Genomic DNA, 17,290 nt, shown 5'->3' with positions numbered 1-17,290 from the left:
GCCCCGTGGCCGCGGGCCCGCTGCCCGCGCCGCCGGCCGGGGCGGCCTGCGCGCCGCCGCCCCCGGAGGGGACGGCCACGGGGGCCGCCGCCCACCGCCCGTGGCGGGACGTGGTCCTGTCGGCTCCTGCGAACACTGGTACTCCTTCGTGGTGCCTCCGGGGCCTCCGCGGCGCGGGGCCCGGAGCGGGTCAGGCCGCCCCGTGGGCGGCGGGGACCGGCGCGCCGTCCTCCCGCGCCGCGCCGACGGCCGCCGCCAGGGCGGGCACGTGGTCGGGCGCGGAGACGGACAGGCGGCCGGTGCGGGGGCTGATGCGCCGGGTGAACCCGGTGAGGACGCGCCCCGGCCCGATCTCGACCAGGAGGTCGGCGCCGAGGTCCCCGGTGAGGGTCCGCACCGCGTCGAGCCAGCGCACCGGGCGGGTGAGCTGGTCGAGCATGAGCCCGGGCCACAGGTCCGGGCGGGTGTGGGGGCGGGCGTCCACGTTGGCGACCACGGGCACGGCGGCCGTGCGCAGCCCGGCCCGGGCGAGGGCCGCGCGCAGTCGGGCGCGGGCGGGCTCCATCAGCGGACTGTGGAAGGCGCCGCCCACGGGGATGTCCACGACCCGGGCGGCCCCCTCGGCGAGGGCGGCCTCCGCGCAGAGCGCCACGCCCTCCGGGGCTCCCGAGAGGACGCTCTGGCGGGGCGAGTTGAGGTTGGCGACCCACACGCGGGCGCCGTCGCGGCGGAGGCCGGCGGCGATCCGCTGTACGGCGCGGACGTCCAGGCCGAGGACCACGCCCATGGTGCCGGGGGTGAGCTCGGTGGCCCGGCGCATGGCCTCGCCCCGCGCGGCGACCAGGCGTACCCCGTCGTCGTAGGCGAGCGCGCCCGAGGCGACCAGTGCCGTGTACTCGCCGAGGCTGTGCCCGGCGACGGCGACCGGCCTGGTCCCCGGCAGGGCGTCGCGCACCTCGCCGTGCGCGACGCAGGCCAGGACGAACGTGGCGAGCTGGGCGTTGTCGGTGCGGCGGAGCGTGTCGGCGTCCGCCCGGAGCAGCAGGCCGGCGACGTCCCGGCCGCTGACCCGCGACGCGCGCTCCACGAGACCCCAGGAGGGGGTGTGCGCCCAGGGGGCGCCCATGCCGGGCTCCTGTGATCCCTGGCCGGGGAAGACGTAGGCGATCCTGGGCACGGCGTGCCCTCCTTCGTGGTCGGCGCGGCCCCGGTGCGGGGCGCGGGCGCGGGGGCCCGGACCGGCCCGGGCCCCCGCGTGCGGTCAGGAGGAGACGGGCTCCTCGTCGGGGGTGAAGGGGCGCAGGTCGAGCTGGACGGCGCCGATCTGGAGCATGAGGAACAGGTCCTGGCGGCAGCCCCAGTGCTCGACGACCTTGCCGTCCCGGACCCGGTAGATGTGCATGTGCTCGAAGGCGACGTCGGCGCCGGTGGCCTCGATGCCCAGGAACTCGCGGACGTGGCGGCCGGTGAAGCGCAGGTGGATGACGGCCTTGTCACCGTCGGCGAAGCTGTCGATCCGGTCCCACCTGGCGTCGGCGAAGACGCTGTTCATCCACTTCGCGGTGCCGAGGTAGCCGTCGGGGCCGCCGGGGGTGCCGGGCGGGGCCTCGTGGTCGACGAACTCCGGGGCCACGTACTTGTGGGCGACCTCGGCGTCGAGCCCGTTGAAGATGTCGCCCATCTTGTGGGCGATGTCGAGGGTGGTCTCGGTCTGGGACATGGGTGTCTTCCTTCGCTGTGTCGGTCCGGCGGCGCTGCGGCCGCCGGGCTGTCGTTCCGTTCCGTGGTCGGGGTCCGCGGCCGTCCCGGGTACGGGGGCGGTCCGCGGCGGGCGTGCCGGGTCAGCCGACCTCGGCGCCGCCGTTGACGGGGATGTTCGCCGCGGTGACGTAGCCCGCCCCGTCGGAGGCGAGGAAGCGCACGGCGGCGGCGACCTCCTCGGGGGTCCCGGCGCGGCCCACCGCCGTGCGGCCGATCAGGGCCTCGCGGCGCGGGCCCGCGAGATCGGAGGTCATGTCGGTGTCCACCAGCCCCGGGGAGACGACGTTCGCGGTGATCCCGCGCTTGCCGACCTCGCGGGCGACGGAGTGGGCGAGGCCGATGAGCCCGGCCTTGGACGCGGCGTAGTTGGCCTGGCCGGGGGCTCCGACGAGGCCGGTGAGGGAGGAGACGTAGACGAGGCGGCCCCACCGGGCGCGCACCATGTCGGTGAGGACCGCGCGGGTGACGCGCAGCGCGCCCACCAGGTTGGTGTCGACGACCTCCGTGAACTCGGCGTCGCTCATGCCGAGGAGGAGGCCGTCCCGGGTGATCCCGGCGTTGGAGACGAGGACCTCCACGGGCCCGTGGTCCCGGCGGACCCGTTCGACCGCCTCCTCGACGGAGCCGGGGTCGCGGACGTCGCAGCGCACGCCGTCGAGCCCGTCGGGCGGCGACCCGTCCCGGTGGGTGACGACGACCTCGTCCCCCTGGGCGGCGAACATGCGCGCGACCGCCAGACCGATGCCGCGGTTGCCCCCGGTGACGAGGACGCGGCGGCTCATCGGACGGCGTCCTCGGGCGTGCCGACCAGGCGCGCCAGCTCGGCGGCGGCCTCGGCGGTGTCCCCGAAGCGGATGGCCCGCCAGCCCGCCGCGAGGGCGCCCTCGCAGTTGCGCTCGTTGTCGTCCACGAGCAGGCACTGCTCCGGGGGGACGCCCGCGCGCCGCGCGGCCAGGTCGAACACCGCGGCCTGGGGCTTGCGCGCGCCGACCTCGAAGGACATCACCACGTCGTCGAAGAGGGCGTCGGCGTCCACCATGCGGCGCCAGTGGGCGTCCCAGGTGGGGACCATGTTGGAGAGCATCCCGACGAACACGCCCCGGGAGCGCAGGGCCTCCAGTTCGGCGACCCAGGCGTGGTTGGTCTCGCGGTCCTCGAACCAGTCGTCGGCCAGGGTCGTGATGCGGCGGTCGATGCCGTACCGCTCCCGCAGGAGGACGCCGATGCGGTCCAGCCACTCGGCCTCGGTGACGAGCGGGGTGTCGATCGGCTCCATGTAGTCGTCGGTGCCGAAGCCCTCGGTGACCTCGCCGATGACCGTGAGCAGGGCGTGCGCGTCGATGCCCGTGCGCGCGCAGAACTTCTGCATGGTCTCGGCGATGGGCGGGGTGAGGACGCCGCCGAAGTCGGTCCACACCGCGGTGACGCGGGAAGTGCTCATCGTGGGGTCTCCTCCGTCCCGAGGCGGGACGTGTCGGTGACGGTCAGGGTGGTGTCGGCGATCCGGGCGCCGTCCTGCTCGAAGCGGACGCGGCGCTCCCCGGTCGCGGCCCCGTCCGCCGGGGTGGAGGCGAGCACGGGGGAGGTCAGCTCCGCGAAGCCGGTGAAGCCGGCGCGGACGCCCGTGACGCGCCGGGCCCCCGGGGTTCCGGAGCCGCCGGGGACGGGCACGGCCAGGGCCAGCTGGCGGGCGGCCTCGGTGAGGACGGCCGCCGGCAGGTGGTCGTAGGGGTGGTCGAAGAGGGACGGGTTGTCCCAGCGGGGCCGGACCTCGGCGGTGAGTGCGCCGTCGCGGGCCACGGGGGCGCCCAGGACCACGTTCAGGGGGTTGGTGCGGCCGACGGTCCGCGGCTCGACGCCGGTCGGCGCGGCGGTCTGCCCGCTCGTCAGCGGCGCGGGCCCGCCCAGCTGGGCGTGGCGGACGGCCTCGTACTCGCCGGGCGTCAGGAACAGCACGTCCATGGTGTGGGTGCCGGCCCGGACCCCGTCCACGCGGAACACCTGCTCCACGCGCCCGGCCCGGACCCGGTCCCTCCTGCGGCGGACGACGGTGAACCGGTTGTCGATCACCAGCTCGCCGGGGCGGTCGCCGCACAGCAGCGCGGCGGGGTCCGTGTCGATGGCGAACCGGTCCACGATCATCTGCGTGCCGGCCCTCGCGCCCATGTGGGCGTGGGTCCCGGCGATGGCCGCCTGCCGGCCCGCCTCCAGCAGGAGGAGCACGTCGAAGACGGCCGGGCTCCGCCCGTGGTCGCTGAAGTAGCCGTGGTTCAGGGGGAGCTGGGCCGCGGCCACGACGTCGGTCTCCGACACCGGGCGCAGGTCGGTGACGAAGACCTCCGAGACCGCGCTCCGGTGCACCAGCGTGCGGTCGAGGGTCGCCCTGAAGCCGAGGTCGGCCGGAATGTCGATGTCCATTTCCGCGACGGAAGCCATTGCACCACCTCTCGCAAATTCATTGACCTTTGACAACAGCCTTGCACCGCCGAATAAAACACCGATCAATTTTCGATCAAAGTTGACCGCATGTCACTTTCGATGAATACGGGAGGTACAAAGGCGCAGTCTTATTGCGCGGCCCGCCGGGCGGTGGCCAAGCTGGTGGAAGACCGGCCCGAACAGCGGGCCCTCCGATCCGAAGGGAACCACGATGACCGAGAGGACGACCGTCGAAGAATCCGGCGCGATGATCGGGAAACTCCGCGAGATCGTCAGCCAGGAACTGGAACTGGAGGACGGAGAACTCACCCCCACCGGGCACTTCGTGGAGGACTACGAGGGCGACTCCCTCTCCCTGATCACCGTCGTGGCGCGCATCGAGAAGGAGGTGGGCGTGGTCATTCCCAAGACCGACCTGCCGCAGCTCCTCAACTTCGAGCTGCTCGCCGCCGCCGTCCGGGAGTACGGCGAGGTGGCCCGTGCCTGAGACCAGACGCGTCGTCATCACCGGCCTCGGGGCGGTGAGCAGCGTCGGCATCGGCGCCGACGCGTTCGCGGCGGCCATCCGCGAGGGCCGCAACGGCACGGCCGAGATCACCTCGTTCGACGCCTCCGGGTTCCCCTACCGGATGGCGGGTGAGGTCCGCGGCTTCGCGCCCCGCGAGATCCTCCGCCGGATCGACCCCGACCGGTGGGGCCGCAGCGGCCAGCTGGCCGCGGCCGCGTCCCGGCTCGCCCTGGAGGACTCGGGCCTGGCCCCGGAGGCGGTGTCGCACGGCCGTTCGGGCGTGATCATGGGGACGACCAGCGGCGAGGCCACCGTGTCCTCCGTGCTCGGGGAGCAGTGGGTGTCGGGGCGGATGAAGGAGTTCTCGTCCCGCGTGGTCGCGCAGGCCCCGGCCAGCCAGATCTCCGCGGCGGTCAGCACCGAGCTGGCCCTGGGCGGTGACACCCAGACCGTCCCGACCGCGTGCTCGGCCAGCAACTACGCCCTGGGCCACGCGTTCGACCTGGTGCGCACCGGCGAGGCCGACCTGATGTTCGCGGGCGGCGCCGACGCGGTGAACCGCTTCACGCACGCCGGGTTCCACGCCCTGGGCGCTCTCGCCCCCGACGTGTGCCGGCCCTTCGACAAGGACCGCGCGGGCATCATCACCGGCGAGGGCGGGGTCTCCCTGCTCCTGGAGCCGCTGGACTCCGCGGTGGCGCGGGGGGCCCGCGTCTACGCGGAGATCCTGGGCTACGGGGTCAACTGCGACGCCAAGCACATGGTGCACCCGGACCCGGGGAGCATCGCCGCGTGCATCCGGGACGCGCACGCCTCCGCGGGGATCACCCCCGACCAGGTCGACTACGTGTGCGCGCACGGCACCGGCACCCCCACCAACGACGCCACCGAGGTACAGGCGGTGCGCGAGGTGTTCGGCGGACGCGTGCCGCCCATCAGCTCCATCAAGTCGATGATCGGCCACACCATGGGCGCGGCCAGCGGGTTCGGCGCGGTCGTGTGCTGCAAGGCCCTGCACGACGGGTTCCTGCCGCCCACCGCGAACGTCGGCACGGTCGACCCGGCCCTGGGGCCGGACCTGGACGTGGTCCCGGGGCGCGGGCGCGACGCCGCCCCGCGGATCGTCCAGAACCACGGTTTCGCCTTCGGCGGCAACAACGTCATCACCATCCTCGGGAGGCCCGCATGACCGTCCTGGCGACCGGACCGGGCACCGCGGACCGGCCCGTGCTCCCCGCCGCCGTCCCGCTCGCGGTCACGTCCGCCGGCGTGGTGTCGGCGGCCGGGCTGGGCCTGGAGTCCCTGAGCGGCGTGCTCGGCTCCGGCGGCGTCGGCCACTCCGCCCCGGTGGGCGACGACGCCGACGACTACCCGCCGCTCGGGGTGCGCTCGGTGGAGGGGTTCCGCCTGCGCGACCACGTGGGCCGCAAGGGGACCCGCAACCTGGACCGGCTGACCGGGTTCGGGCTGGTCGCGGCCAAGCTGGCCCTGGCCGGGACCCCCGCGGGGGCGGAGGCCGACCGCACCGGGGTCGTCGTCACCACCAGCACCGGCAGCACCCAGAGCCTCATGGACCTGGCGGGCGACACTCTCCTCCAGGAGCGCCCCTACCTGGTCAACCCGTCGCGCTTCCCGAACACGGTGCTCAACTGCTGCGCCGGCCAGATCGCCATCTGGAACGGGCTGCGCGGCGCCAACGTCACCCTCGCCGCGGGCCAGGCGTCCGGCATGAACGCGTTCCGGCACGCGCGGATGGTGCTGTCCCTCGGCCGCGCCGACCGGCTCGTGGTCGGCGGGGTGGAGGAGCTGAGCGCACCGCTCGCCTGGGGCTGGCACGCCTCGGGGACCCTGGCCGAGGGCACCCCGATCGGCGAGGGGGCCGCCGCGTTCGTGGTCACCACCTCCGAGGCGGCGCGCGCCGGCGGCGCGGGGATCGCCGCCGAGGTGCTGGGCGTGGAGGTGGGCTTCCACCCCGCCTCGCGCGGGGACCGGGCGAAGGCCGTCGCCGAGCACGTGCGCCGCGCCCTGGCCCGCAGCGGCGTCGCCCCCGGGGACGTCACGGAGGTCTCCCCCGGATCCACCGGCCTGGTGGGCGTGGAGCGCGCCGAGCGCCGGGGGATCGCCCTGGCCCTGGGCGGCGTCCCGCCCGTCCGCGACGTGACGCGGGCCGTGGGCCAGTGCTACAGCGCGGCCGGCGCCATGCAGGTCGCGGGGCTGCTCGCGGCATGGCGCGGCGATCCCTCCGACCGGCCGCGCCTGGCCCTGGTCACCGCCGTGGGCCACGACGGCAACATCGGCGCGCTGGTCCTGCGCGAGGGGGGTGGCGCCTGATGCGCCCCGAGGGGACCCGGCACCGGAGAGCGGCCCCGGCCGGCACGGCGGTCCCGCCCCGGTCCGCCGGAACCGGACACCACCACGCGGGAGGAGGCACGGCATGGGACTGAACGGCGCGCTGGTCGGCCGGGTCTACCGGTCCGCGGACACCTACGAGGTGGGCCGGGAGAAGATCCGCGAGTTCCGCGCGGCCGTCGGGGCGCCCGGGGGCGACGACGCCCCGCCGACCTTCCCCATCGTCCTCGCCATGAAGGCGCAGGAGGCGGCGGTGCTCGACCCGGAGCTGGGCTTCGACTTCTCCCGGGTCATCCACCGCGACCAGTCCTTCCGGCACACCCGCCCCGTCCGCCCCGGAGACGTGCTCACCGTCGAGGTCCGCGTCACCCGGGTGGAGACCCTGGGCGCCAACGACCTGGTGGCGCTGCGCAGCGACATCCGCACGGCCGGGGGCGAGGACGTGTGCACCGCCACCACCACCCTGATCACCTGGGCGGACACCCCATGACCACTCCCACCGCACCCCTCCCCGACACGTCGCACGCACCCGGCGCGCGGCTCCCCGAGCGGCGCTTCGCCCTCACCCGCGCCGACCTGGTCCGCTACGCGGGCGCCTCGGGCGACTTCAACCCCATCCACTACGACGAACGCGCGGCCGAGGCGCTGGGCCTTCCCGGGGTCATCGCCCACGGGATGCTCACCATGGGCCTCGCCGCGACCGCCGTCACCGGGTGGTTCGGGCCCTCGGCGCAGGTCGCCGAGTACGAGACCCGGTTCGCGCGCCCGGTGGTCGTACCGCCCGGGGAGGGCGTGGAGCTGGCGGTCTCCGGCCGCGTCGACGCCGTCCTGGACGGCTCCCGCGTCCGGGTCGTGCTCACCGCCCTGTGCGGCGGCGAGCGCGTCCTGGCACGGGCCCGGGCCGTGGTGGTCACGGGCCGATGAGCGCACAGGGCACCACGCACGCCTCCCCGCTGGTCCGCACCCGCCCGGTCGGGTCGCCGGAGTTCCGGCTGTTCCTGCTGCACCACGCCGGCGGTGCGCACACCGCCTTCCGGGGGTGGGGCCGCCGCTTCCCCGGGGGCTGGGACGTGTGCGCGGTCGAGGCCCCCGGCCGGGGCAGGCTGCTCCACGAACCGTTCGCGGCCGGGATGGGACCGCTGGTCGACCGGCTGGCCGGGGCCGTGGCGCCGCTGACGGACGTCCCCTTCGGGGTGTTCGGGCACAGCATGGGCGCGGCCGTCGGGTACGAGCTGGTCCGGGAGCTGGCCGGCTCGGGCACGGCCGAGGCCGCCTGGCTGGGGATGTCCGGCTATCCGGCGCCCGGCCCGGGGGCCGACGACGACCCCCGCCGGCTGTCCTCCGACGAGCTGCGCGCCCGGGTCGGCGGTCTGAGCGGCATGCCCGCCGAGGTGCTGGCCGACGACGCCCTGTGGGCCCTGTTCGAGCCGCGCATGCGCGCGGACCTGGCCCTCGTGCGGGACTGGCGGGCGGAGGGCCCGCCCGGCCCGCAACCGGTCCCGGTGACCGTGTTCGCCGGGGAGTCTGACCCGGTGGCGGGGCCGGAGCTGGTGCGGGGCTGGGCCGGCGCGGCCCCGCGCTTCCAGGGGCTCCGGTGCTTCCCCGGCTCCCACTTCTACCTGAACCGCGCCCGCGACGCGGTGATCGGGGCGATCACCGAGGAGGTCGCCCTGGCGACCGCCGCCCGCGGTGCGGAGCCGGTCCCGTCCCGGACCGGCGCCGGACCTCCGGCCGCCGGGGAGGCCGCGGTCCCGGCGGCCCCCGGACCGGAGCGCGCCCGGCCCTCCTGAGACCACCCGGGTCCCGCGCGCCCCTCGGCCGGGCGCACGGGGCCACCGCCCCCCGGCACACCCCCTCACCACCAGAGAAACGGAAGGACCCGACATGACGGACAGACCAGTGGCGATCGTGACCGGAGGCTCCCGGGGCATCGGCCGCGCCGTCGCCCTGCGCCTCGCCGACGACGGCTACGACATCGCGTTCTGCTACCACAGCGCCGGCGAGGCCGCCGCGAGCACGGCCGAGAAGATCCGCGCGGCCGGCGCCGCCTGCTACAGCGCCGCGTGCGACGTCGCCGACCTGGAGGCGGTCCAGGGCTTCGTCGCCGACGCCAAGGCCGCCCTCGGCGACCCCGAGCTCCTCGTCAACTCGGCGGGCATCCTCCGCGACGCCCCCGTGGCGGTGATGGACGCCGCCGACTGGAGCGCGGTCATCGACACCAACCTCACCGGCACGTTCAACCTCTGCCGCAGCACCGTCTTCGACTTCATCAAGAACCGGCGCGGCTGCGTCGTCAACATCTCCTCCGTCATGGGGATCCACGGCAACGCCGGCCAGGGCAACTACTCCGCGGCCAAGGCCGGGATCAACGGCCTCAGCAAGGCCATGGCCAAGGAGGTCGCCCGCTACGGCATCCGCGTCAACGCCGTCGCGCCCGGCTTCATCGAGACCGACATGACCCGGGGCCTCAGCGAGAAGGTGCGCGACAGCGCCCTCGCCAAGGTCCCCCTGCGCCGCCTGGGCAGCGCCGAGGACGTCGCCGACCTGGTCTCGTTCCTGGCCTCCGACCGGGCCTCCTACATCACCGGCCAGATCGTCCAGGTGGACGGCGGCGTCGTCATCTGACCCGGCCGGGCGCGCCCCCGGGCCGCGCCGCCCGCACCGTCCCCCGGACCCGAACCACCGCACCGTTTCGCGGCCACCGCGAACAGCACCCACACCAAGGAGAGACGCCATGACCGCCACCGACACCGCCCTCATCGACGAACTGCGCGAGATCGTCGCCGACGTCCTGGAGGTCGAGCCCGAGGAGATCTCCGAGACCGGCCTGTTCTCCGAGGAGCACGAGGCCGACTCCCTCCAGGCCATCGAGGTCCTGGCCCGCATCGAGAAGACCCTGCGGATCGCCGTCCCCCAGACCGAGCTGCCCGACATGGGCAGCCTCGACGGCGTGTACCGCGTCGTCTCCCGGTACACGGAGGGGAACGCCTGATGCGCCGGGTCGTCGTGACGGGCCTGGGGCCCGTGTCCAACGTGGGGACGGGGGCCGCCGCGTTCGGCGCCGCCGTGCGCGCCGGACGGTCCGGCGTCTCCCCCATCACCTCCTTCGACGCCTCGGGGTTCCCGCACCGCAACGCGGGCGAGGTGCGCGACTTCGCGCCGCAGGAGATGGTGGAGCGGCTCGACACCGCCGAGTGGGGCCGCTCCAGCCTGTTCGCGGCGGCCGCCGCACGGCTCGCGGTCGCCGACGCCGGGCTCGACCCGGACGAGCTGTCGCGTGCCGGGGCCGGCTCGGTCATGGGCACCACCAGCGGGGAGTCGCAGATCATCGAGCGGCTCACCGAGGAGGAGGTCGCCGGGGGCTGGGAGAGCCTCAGCCCCCACCTGCCCCGGCAGGTCCCCGCGTCCCGGCTGGCCTACGCGGTCAACCGGGAGCTGGGCCTGACCGGTGAGGCCATGACCCTGGCCACGGCGTGCTCGGCGGGCAACTACGCCATCGGGTACGCCTACGACCTGGTCCGCACCGGCGCGGCCGACTACATGCTGGCGGGCGGCGCCGACTCGGTGCTCCGCTGGGCCCACGCCGGGTTCTTCCGGCTGGGCGCGGTCGCCGAGGACGTCAGCTCCCCCTTCGACCGCGACCGCTCCGGCATCATCACCGCCGAGGGCGGGGCGGCCCTCGTCCTGGAGAGCCTGGAGGGGGCGCTGGCGCGCGGCGCGCGCGTCTACGGCGAGGTGCTGGGCTACGGACTCAACTGCGACGCCGACCACATGGTGTCCCCCGACCCGGTCGGCATCGCCGAGTGCATGCGCCGGGCCCACGCCAACGCCGGGATCGAACCGGGGGACGTGGACTACATCTGCGCGCACGGCACGGGCACCCCCGCCAACGACCTCGCGGAGGCCACGGCGGTCCTGGACGTGTTCGGCGACGCCCCGCCGCCGATCAGCTCCGTCAAGTCGATGCTGGGGCACACCATGGGCGCGTCGAGCGCGTTCGGCGCCATCGCGTCGCTGATCGGCATGCGGGAGGGGTTCCTGCCGCCGACCACCAACTTCTCCCACCACGACCCGGCCCTGGGCGGGATCGACCCGGTACCCAACGAGGCGCGCCCGGCCGACGTGCGGATCGTGCAGAACAACGGGTTCGCCTTCGGCGGCAACAACGCCATCACCGTCTTCGGGAGGGTCTCATGAGCAGCACACGGGGCGGGTCCCCGGTCCTGGCCGTCACCGGCTGGTCGGCGGTGTCACCGATCGGCACCGGGGCGGCCGGGTTCACCGAGGCGGTGCGCACGGGCCGGACCGGCGGCGCCGACGTCAGCGGGATGTTCGACGCCCCGCTGCCCACCGGCCGGGCGCACGCCATCCCGGACTTCCGGGCCGCGGACCACCTGGGCCGCAAGGGCACCCGCCACCTGGACCGCAGCACCGCACTGGCGCTGGTGGCGACCAAGCTGGCGCTGGAGTCCACCGACGCCGCCGTGGACGGCGACGCCGCGGGGCGCGCGGGGCTCGTGCTGGGCACGACGGCGGGCAGCATCCGCACCACCAGCGAGTTCAGCCGGGACACCCTCGTCGAGGAGCGGCCCTACCTGGTCAACCCGGTGATGTTCCCCGGCGCGACGATCAACTGCCCCGCGGGGAGCAGCGCCATCCGGCACAAGCTGCGCGGGGTGAACGCGACCGTCGCCGGCGGCCAGATGGCCGGGCTCAACGTGCTGCGCTACGGCGCGCACCTCATCGGCGGCGGGCACGCGGACGTGCTCCTCGCCGGCGCCGTCGAGGAGTTCAGCCCGCACATGGCGTGGGGGCACCGGGCCCTGACCGAGGGGTACGACGTGCCGCTGGGCGAAGGCTCCGCCGTGTTCGTCGTCGAGGACGCCGAGCGGGTCCGCTCCCGGGGTCGGACCCCGGAGGCGGAGGTCCTGGCGTCGGCGTTCGGCACCGGCGGGCCCGACGACACCGCCCGCACCCTGGAGGCGAGCGTCGTCCGGGCCCTGCGCCTGGCGGGCGTGGGCGCCGACGAGGTGTGGGGGGTGGCCACGGGCGAGCACGGCGTCGAGGACCTGGACGGGGCCGAGGACGCGGGCGTGCGGGCGGCCCTGGGCGACGGGCCGGTCCGCATCCGCGTCAAGCGGCTGGTCGGCGAGTGCAACAGCGCCTCCGGCCCGTTCCAGCTGGCGGCGCTGCTGGCCCACCACCGGACCGACCCCGGCCTGGACGGGCGGGTGTCCGTGCTGACCTCGGTCTCGGCCGACGGCGCCGCGGGGGCGGCCGTCGTCCGCGGACACCGCCTGCCGGACGGCACCGTTCCCGCGGAGACGCACGACGAGGAGGGTGACGAACTGTGAGGAAGCCGCCGAGACTGTACTTCGCGTTCCGCAGCCCGTTCTCGTGGATGGCGCTGCGCCGCCTGGAGGAGCTGTACCCCGAGGCGGTGGACACCGTCGAGTACCGGCCGTTCTGGGAGCCCGACGCCGACCTGCTGGCCCGGCTGCGCGCCGGTGGCGGCGAGTTCCTGTACACGCCCATGAGCAAGGCCAAGCACCTGTACATCCTCTACGACACCAAGCGGTTGGCGGCCTCGTTCGGCTACACGATGTCGTGGCCGGTCGACGTGGACCCGTGGTGGGAGGTCCCGCACCTGGCGTGGCTGTACGCGCGCCGCGAGGGGAAGGAGCGCGAGTTCTACCGCGCGGTCACCGAGGCCAGGTGGGAGCGCGGCGAGAACGTCTGCGACCCGGCCCTGGTCAAGGACCTGGCCGCGTCGGTCGGGCTGGACGGCGAGACGGCCGCGTCGGCCGCCCACGACCCGGACCTGCGCGAGGAGGGCCTGAAGGCGCTCCACGACCTGTACCAGGACGACGTGTTCGGGGTCCCCTACTTCCGGGTGGGGCGGCACCGCTTCTGGGGGCTGGACCGGCTGGACGCTGTCACCGACGCGCTCGGGCTGGAGCGGGAGGCGCGGGCCGCCGACCGTCCGTCCCTGGCCCGGGTGCCCGTCCCCGACCTGTCACCGCCGCCGACCGACCTCGACACGGACACGGCCGGGGGCTGCGGATAGGACGGCGGCCGGGACCGCCGCCCGGGCGGGGCCGCGGACACCCCTTCCCGGTCCGCCGCCCTCCCGGCCGGGCCGGGAGGGCCCGCGGCGGCCCCGGCCCCCGCCGTCCGGCTAGCCTGTGCGCATGCGGGAAGGCACACGCGAGACCGTGCTCCGGTGGGGCCGCCCGGCCGCCGGGGCGGCCCTGTGGACCCTGCTCGGGGCGCTCACCGTCGTCGAGCTGTTCGACTCCCGCGACCGGCCCCCGGTGTTCGAGGCGCTCGCCCTGGTCCTCGCCCTGGCCGTCTCCGCCGTCCTGTCCCGTCCGCACCCGCTGACCGCCCTGGGCGTCATGCTCTGCGCGGCGGTCCTCCAGATGACGGCGTCCGGGGTGCTCCTGGTGGAGACCTTCGTCCTCACGCCGTGGCTGGCGCTGCTGCCGCTGGCGTTCCTGGCCGGGCTGCGCTCCGAGCGGGTGCGCCCGGTGACCGCGATGGTGGTGGCGGCGTGCGTGTTCACCCTGGCCGTGTTCGCCGCCGCGGGACTCCTGTCCGGGTACGACACGCGCACTTTCCTGTCCCGCTCCGTGGACTGGCTGGGCGGGGCGCTGACCGTCGCCCTGACCACGGTCACCCCGTGGCTCCTCGGCCGCTACCTGCTGCTGCGCGGACGCCTGGCGCGGGACGGCTGGGCCATCGCCGAGCGGATGGAGCGCGCCCGCGCCGCGGACGCCGACCGCGCCCGCCTCCGGGAGCGGGCCCGGATCGCGACGCGGATGCACGACTCCCTGGGGCACGACCTGGCGCTGATCGCGGTGCGCGCCGCGGCCCTGGAGATGTCCGCGCCCGACGGCTCGGACCGGCGGAACGCCGCCGCCGAGCTGCGCACCGCCGCCCACGAGGCCAACCTGCGCCTGCGCGAGGTCATCGGCGTGCTGCGCGAGGGCGACGGCGACGCGCCCGCCGAACCGGTGGCCGCCCTGGTGCGGCGCGCCGCCGACGCGGGCATGCCGGTGCGGCTCCTGCGGGAGGGGACCGACCCCGACCCGGACTCACCGGGCGGCGCCGCCGTGCACCGGGTCGTCCAGGAGGCGCTCACCAACGCGGCCAAGTACGCGCCGGGGTCCGAGATCACCGTGAGGGTCGTCCGGGAGGGCGGGCTGACCCGGGTGTCCGTCCTCGACACCGGGCCTCCGGGCGCGATGCCGGCCCTCCCGGCCCGCCGGGGTCCGGAGGGGTCCGGCCTGGCCGGGCTGCGCTCCCTCGTGGAGGGGTTGGGCGGGGAGCTCGCCACCGGGCCCGCCGACGGCGCCCCCGGCCGGGGGTTCTCCGTGCGGGCGACCGTCCCCGACGCCCCCTCCGGCGGGGACGGCGCCGTGTCCGCGCCGGGGGACCCGGCCGGGGCGGACGCGCCGTCGCAGACGCGGCGCGCCCACGCCGAGGCCCGGGCCCGCGCCCGCCGGCGGCTGGCGGCCGCCGTGGCCGTCCCCGCCGCCCTCGGGGCCGGGGCCGCCCTGGCGGGGTTCGCGCTGCTGTGGTGGGTCGGGACGAACAGCGTCCTGCCGCCGGAGGCGTACGGACGGATCTCCGTCGGCGACGACCGGGCCCTGGTCGAACAGGAGCTGCCCCGCTTCGCGTACCCCCGCCAGTCGGTCGACGACCGGCCGCCCGACCCGCCGGGCTCCGTGTGCTCCTACTACCTGGTCCGCCACGAGAACGGGCTGCCGCCGGTCTACCGGCTGTGCTTCGCGGACGGCGTCCTCGTCGCCAAGGACGAGATCCGGCGCTTCGAGTGAGGGGGCGCGCCGCCGGTAGGGTGTCCGGGTGAACGCGACAGACGGTGGACGCGACGCGGGCGTCGCGGGCACGACGCTGCGCGTCGTCCTCGCCGACGACGAGGCGATGATGCGCGCGGGCCTCCGCGCCATCCTGTCCTCGGTGCCCGGCATCGAGGTCGTGGGAGAGGCCGCCGACGGCGCCGCCGCCGTGGCCCTGGTGGCGGAGCACCGGCCCGACATCGCCCTGCTCGACGTCCAGATGCCCGGCACGGACGGCCTGGCGGCGACGGAGGCGATCGTCGCGGAGTACCCGGGGACGGCGGTCGTCGTCCTCACCACCTTCTCCGAGGACGCCTACATCGGCCGGGCCCTGGCGGGGGGCGCCGACGGGTTCGTCCTCAAGAGCGGGGACCCCCAGCAGCTGGTGGCGGGGCTGCGCGCCGTCGCGGACGGCGGCGCCTACCTGTCGCCGGAGGTGGCGCGCCGGGTGATCGACGAACTCGACGCCTCCGGCCCCCGCCTGTCCCGGGCGTCGGCCGCCCGCGAGCGGGTGGGCCGGCTCACCGCGCGCGAGCGCGAGGTGCTGGCGCTGGTCGGCGAGGGCTGCTCGAACGACGAGGTCGCCCGCCGCCTCGCCATCGCCCCGGGCACCGTGAAGGTGCACGTGGGGGCCATCCTCACCGGGCTCGGCGTCCGCAACCGGGTCCAGGCCGCCGTCCTCGCCCACGAGGCCGGACTGCTCCGGGGGCGCTGACGCCGCCCCGGCCCCGGCCGGGCTCTGCTGCTCCGCGGCTCCGCGCCCCTCCCGCGACCACCGGGCGGTCCGCCCCGCCGGAGCCGCCGACACGGCCGCCGGGGAGGCGCGGCCCTCCGCCCGCCTACCCCTTTGTGCCTATCCGCCCGCTGCCGTCCAGGCGATGTGCGGGGGCGCCCCGGAGGGCGAGGATGCTGCACATGATCAGCACTGGCTCCGCCGGGAGGAAGCGCGCGCTCGCCTACGGGTCCGCCGCGCTCGTCCTCACCGCGACGTTCTCCGCCCCCGCCGCCATCACCGCCGCCACCAACCCGGGAAGCGTGGTCCTCCACCCTCCCGAGCCCACCGGTCCGCACCCGGTCGGCCGCACGGAACTCCACCTCGTCGACCCCGGCCGCGGCCACCCCTGGGCGGAGGGCTCCGACGACAGGGACCTCACGGTGAGCGTCTGGTACCCGGCCGTGGACGGCGGGGAGGAGCGGGCCCCGTACATGACCAGGTCTCTCCAGGGAACGCTGCGGAGCGAGCTGGAGCAGGTCGGGCTCCACCGCGACACCGTGGACCTGGAGTCGTCCCGCGCCAACGCCCTCCTGGACGCGGACGCCGCGGTTGACGCGGGCCCCTTCCCCGTCGTCCTCTTCTCCCCCGGCTTCCGGATGAACCGGTTCCTCAACACCTCGAACGCCGAGGAGCTCGCCTCCCACGGCTACGCGGTCGTGTCCATGGACCACACCTACGAGACGCCCGCCGTCGACCTGCCGGACGGGCGCGTCATCCGGACCCGGGTCCCGGACACGGAGACGGAGACCTACCAGGAGGCCATCGCGGTCCGGACGGCGGACGCCCGCTTCGTCCTGGACCAGGTGGCGGAACTGGCCGCCGGGCGCAACCCCGACGTGGACGGCCGGGAACTGCCCGCCGGCCTGGGCGGTTCCCTCGACACCGACGCCCTGGGCATGTTCGGCCACTCCGCCGGGGGCCTGACCACGGCCGAGACGATGCTGGTGGACGACCGGATCGACGCGGGCGTCGACCTGGACGGCACCCTCTCGTACCACACGGGCGACGGGGTGTGGGCGGACTCCACCCTGGAGGGGGCGGACCGGCCGTTCGCGATCCTCGACGCCGGGCTGTCGGGTATCCGGCGCCTGCCGCACAACAGCGGGTACAACGAGGCCTTCCAGAGGTTCGTGCAGGCCTCGTCCGCCCCCGTCCTGGAGCTGTACACGGCCGACGGCGAGCACATGGGCTACACGGACCACCAGTGGATCCTGCCCGCCCTCGCCGAGGTCCACCGCCCGGACTCGAACGCGTGGCACGAGGCGGTCGAGGCGGGCATCGGCACGATCGACCCCGAGGAGTCGGTGCGGACCCAGCGCGCCTACATCACGGCGTTCTTCGACGCCCACCTGCGCGGCGAGGACGCGCCGCTGCTCGACGGGCCCTCCGCCGACTTCCCCGCCGTGGAGTTCGTGGAACAGCCCTGACCGGCGCCCGCCCCGGGCGAGGGGCCGGGCGGCGTGCCCCCGCCGCCCGGCCCGCCGTACCGGGCCCCGGCCGGCCCCTCGCGGAATGCGGGAAGGACGCGCCGGGGCGCGGGGCGCGCGGAAGCGGGGCGCACGGAAGCGGACGGCGCCGCCTCCGCAGCGGACCGCC

At 75.7% G+C, this 17,290-nt stretch carries 19 protein-coding genes; 14 read left to right on the top strand and 5 right to left on the bottom strand.

What is annotated here, in order from left to right:
* Positions 1 to 190: 190 nt before the first annotated feature.
* From ACFQBR_RS20940 to ACFQBR_RS20920, 5 genes are all read right to left on the bottom strand, one after another.
* Positions 191 to 1,177: an ACP S-malonyltransferase gene (locus ACFQBR_RS20940; RefSeq protein WP_378554162.1), complete on the bottom strand. Its 987-nt coding sequence runs from the start codon at positions 1,175 to 1,177 to the stop codon at positions 191 to 193.
* Between the two features lie 84 nt (positions 1,178 to 1,261).
* Positions 1,262 to 1,720, bottom strand: coding sequence for an ester cyclase (locus ACFQBR_RS20935; protein WP_344184886.1), 459 nt, complete (start codon positions 1,718 to 1,720; stop codon positions 1,262 to 1,264).
* Positions 1,721 to 1,841: 121 nt separating this feature from the next.
* The gene (fabG, locus tag ACFQBR_RS20930) at positions 1,842 to 2,543 is read right to left on the bottom strand and encodes a 3-oxoacyl-ACP reductase FabG (RefSeq protein ID WP_267947874.1); all 702 of its coding nucleotides are present in this window, start codon (positions 2,541 to 2,543) and stop codon (positions 1,842 to 1,844) included.
* A complete protein-coding gene (locus ACFQBR_RS20925) occupies positions 2,540 to 3,202 on the bottom strand; it encodes an HAD family hydrolase (protein ID WP_267947873.1) in 663 nt (220 codons plus the stop codon). Before ACFQBR_RS20925 ends, fabG (ACFQBR_RS20930) begins: the two co-directional genes overlap by 4 nt.
* Positions 3,199 to 4,197, bottom strand: coding sequence for an AfsA-related hotdog domain-containing protein (locus ACFQBR_RS20920; RefSeq protein WP_344184885.1), 999 nt, complete (start codon positions 4,195 to 4,197; stop codon positions 3,199 to 3,201). The genes ACFQBR_RS20925 and ACFQBR_RS20920 overlap by 4 nt, the downstream gene beginning before the upstream one ends.
* Before the next feature lie 214 nt (positions 4,198 to 4,411).
* On the opposite strand from ACFQBR_RS20920, the gene ACFQBR_RS20915 reads away from it, so the two are divergent.
* From ACFQBR_RS20915 to ACFQBR_RS20850, 14 genes are all read left to right on the top strand, one after another.
* The gene (locus ACFQBR_RS20915; protein WP_267947871.1) at positions 4,412 to 4,687 is read left to right on the top strand and encodes an acyl carrier protein; all 276 of its coding nucleotides are present in this window, start codon (positions 4,412 to 4,414) and stop codon (positions 4,685 to 4,687) included.
* Positions 4,680 to 5,897 carry a beta-ketoacyl-[acyl-carrier-protein] synthase family protein gene (locus ACFQBR_RS20910; RefSeq protein ID WP_344184884.1) on the top strand — a complete coding sequence of 406 codons (1,218 nt, stop codon included), beginning with the start codon at positions 4,680 to 4,682 and terminating at the stop codon, positions 5,895 to 5,897. The genes ACFQBR_RS20915 and ACFQBR_RS20910 overlap by 8 nt, the downstream gene beginning before the upstream one ends.
* A complete protein-coding gene (locus ACFQBR_RS20905) occupies positions 5,894 to 7,039 on the top strand; it encodes a beta-ketoacyl synthase N-terminal-like domain-containing protein (RefSeq protein WP_344184882.1) in 1,146 nt (381 codons plus the stop codon). Before ACFQBR_RS20910 ends, ACFQBR_RS20905 begins: the two co-directional genes overlap by 4 nt.
* A gap of 103 nt (positions 7,040 to 7,142) precedes the next feature.
* Positions 7,143 to 7,547: an FAS1-like dehydratase domain-containing protein gene (locus tag ACFQBR_RS20900; RefSeq protein ID WP_344184881.1), complete on the top strand. Its 405-nt coding sequence runs from the start codon at positions 7,143 to 7,145 to the stop codon at positions 7,545 to 7,547.
* Positions 7,544 to 7,981 (top strand): MaoC/PaaZ C-terminal domain-containing protein, encoded by a 438-nt coding sequence (locus ACFQBR_RS20895; protein WP_344184880.1) that lies wholly within the window; start codon positions 7,544 to 7,546, stop codon positions 7,979 to 7,981. The genes ACFQBR_RS20900 and ACFQBR_RS20895 overlap by 4 nt, the downstream gene beginning before the upstream one ends.
* Positions 7,978 to 8,847 carry a thioesterase II family protein gene (locus tag ACFQBR_RS20890; RefSeq protein ID WP_344184879.1) on the top strand — a complete coding sequence of 290 codons (870 nt, stop codon included), beginning with the start codon at positions 7,978 to 7,980 and terminating at the stop codon, positions 8,845 to 8,847. Before ACFQBR_RS20895 ends, ACFQBR_RS20890 begins: the two co-directional genes overlap by 4 nt.
* A gap of 94 nt (positions 8,848 to 8,941) precedes the next feature.
* Entirely contained in the window at positions 8,942 to 9,682 is a 741-nt protein-coding gene (fabG, locus tag ACFQBR_RS20885; protein ID WP_344184877.1) for a 3-oxoacyl-[acyl-carrier-protein] reductase, read from the top strand.
* Between the two features lie 109 nt (positions 9,683 to 9,791).
* A complete protein-coding gene (locus ACFQBR_RS20880; protein WP_267947864.1) occupies positions 9,792 to 10,049 on the top strand; it encodes an acyl carrier protein in 258 nt (85 codons plus the stop codon).
* The gene (locus tag ACFQBR_RS20875) at positions 10,049 to 11,254 is read left to right on the top strand and encodes a beta-ketoacyl-[acyl-carrier-protein] synthase family protein (RefSeq protein WP_344184876.1); all 1,206 of its coding nucleotides are present in this window, start codon (positions 10,049 to 10,051) and stop codon (positions 11,252 to 11,254) included. Before ACFQBR_RS20880 ends, ACFQBR_RS20875 begins: the two co-directional genes overlap by 1 nt.
* Positions 11,251 to 12,411, top strand: coding sequence for a beta-ketoacyl synthase N-terminal-like domain-containing protein (locus ACFQBR_RS20870; protein ID WP_344184875.1), 1,161 nt, complete (start codon positions 11,251 to 11,253; stop codon positions 12,409 to 12,411). The genes ACFQBR_RS20875 and ACFQBR_RS20870 overlap by 4 nt, the downstream gene beginning before the upstream one ends.
* Positions 12,408 to 13,124: a 2-hydroxychromene-2-carboxylate isomerase gene (locus ACFQBR_RS20865; protein WP_330157253.1), complete on the top strand. Its 717-nt coding sequence runs from the start codon at positions 12,408 to 12,410 to the stop codon at positions 13,122 to 13,124. The genes ACFQBR_RS20870 and ACFQBR_RS20865 overlap by 4 nt, the downstream gene beginning before the upstream one ends.
* 124 nt (positions 13,125 to 13,248) lie before the next feature.
* Positions 13,249 to 14,898, top strand: a complete 1,650-nt coding sequence (locus ACFQBR_RS20860) for a sensor histidine kinase (protein ID WP_378554153.1) — start codon at positions 13,249 to 13,251, stop codon at positions 14,896 to 14,898.
* A 28-nt stretch (positions 14,899 to 14,926) separates the two neighbouring features.
* Complete coding sequence (locus ACFQBR_RS20855) at positions 14,927 to 15,634, top strand: response regulator (RefSeq protein WP_267947859.1); 708 nt, start codon at positions 14,927 to 14,929, stop codon at positions 15,632 to 15,634.
* Positions 15,635 to 15,834: 200 nt separating this feature from the next.
* Positions 15,835 to 17,121, top strand: a complete 1,287-nt coding sequence (locus ACFQBR_RS20850) for an alpha/beta hydrolase family protein (RefSeq protein ID WP_344185456.1) — start codon at positions 15,835 to 15,837, stop codon at positions 17,119 to 17,121.
* Positions 17,122 to 17,290 lie beyond the last annotated feature (169 nt).

The sequence above is a fragment of the Nocardiopsis tropica genome (genome assembly GCF_042660575.1).
Lineage (GTDB): Bacteria > Actinomycetota > Actinomycetes > Streptosporangiales > Streptosporangiaceae > Nocardiopsis > Nocardiopsis tropica.
The sequence above is the reverse complement of the archived record's forward strand: the minus strand, read 5'-3'. Positions and strand labels throughout refer to the sequence as shown.

Coding starts and splice junctions, on each gene's coding strand:
- ACFQBR_RS20935 (WP_344184886.1), bottom strand. CDS start 1,720: ATGTCCCAGACCGAGACCACCCTCGACATCGCCCACAAGATGGGCGAC.
- fabG (WP_267947874.1), bottom strand. CDS start 2,543: ATGAGCCGCCGCGTCCTCGTCACCGGGGGCAACCGCGGCATCGGTCTG.
- ACFQBR_RS20925 (WP_267947873.1), bottom strand. CDS start 3,202: ATGAGCACTTCCCGCGTCACCGCGGTGTGGACCGACTTCGGCGGCGTC.
- ACFQBR_RS20920 (WP_344184885.1), bottom strand. CDS start 4,197: ATGGCTTCCGTCGCGGAAATGGACATCGACATTCCGGCCGACCTCGGC.
- ACFQBR_RS20915 (WP_267947871.1), top strand. CDS start 4,412: ATGACCGAGAGGACGACCGTCGAAGAATCCGGCGCGATGATCGGGAAA.
- ACFQBR_RS20905 (WP_344184882.1), top strand. CDS start 5,894: ATGACCGTCCTGGCGACCGGACCGGGCACCGCGGACCGGCCCGTGCTC.
- ACFQBR_RS20900 (WP_344184881.1), top strand. CDS start 7,143: ATGGGACTGAACGGCGCGCTGGTCGGCCGGGTCTACCGGTCCGCGGAC.
- ACFQBR_RS20895 (WP_344184880.1), top strand. CDS start 7,544: ATGACCACTCCCACCGCACCCCTCCCCGACACGTCGCACGCACCCGGC.
- ACFQBR_RS20890 (WP_344184879.1), top strand. CDS start 7,978: ATGAGCGCACAGGGCACCACGCACGCCTCCCCGCTGGTCCGCACCCGC.
- fabG (WP_344184877.1), top strand. CDS start 8,942: ATGACGGACAGACCAGTGGCGATCGTGACCGGAGGCTCCCGGGGCATC.
- ACFQBR_RS20880 (WP_267947864.1), top strand. CDS start 9,792: ATGACCGCCACCGACACCGCCCTCATCGACGAACTGCGCGAGATCGTC.
- ACFQBR_RS20875 (WP_344184876.1), top strand. CDS start 10,049: ATGCGCCGGGTCGTCGTGACGGGCCTGGGGCCCGTGTCCAACGTGGGG.
- ACFQBR_RS20870 (WP_344184875.1), top strand. CDS start 11,251: ATGAGCAGCACACGGGGCGGGTCCCCGGTCCTGGCCGTCACCGGCTGG.
- ACFQBR_RS20860 (WP_378554153.1), top strand. CDS start 13,249: ATGCGGGAAGGCACACGCGAGACCGTGCTCCGGTGGGGCCGCCCGGCC.
- ACFQBR_RS20850 (WP_344185456.1), top strand. CDS start 15,835: ATGATCAGCACTGGCTCCGCCGGGAGGAAGCGCGCGCTCGCCTACGGG.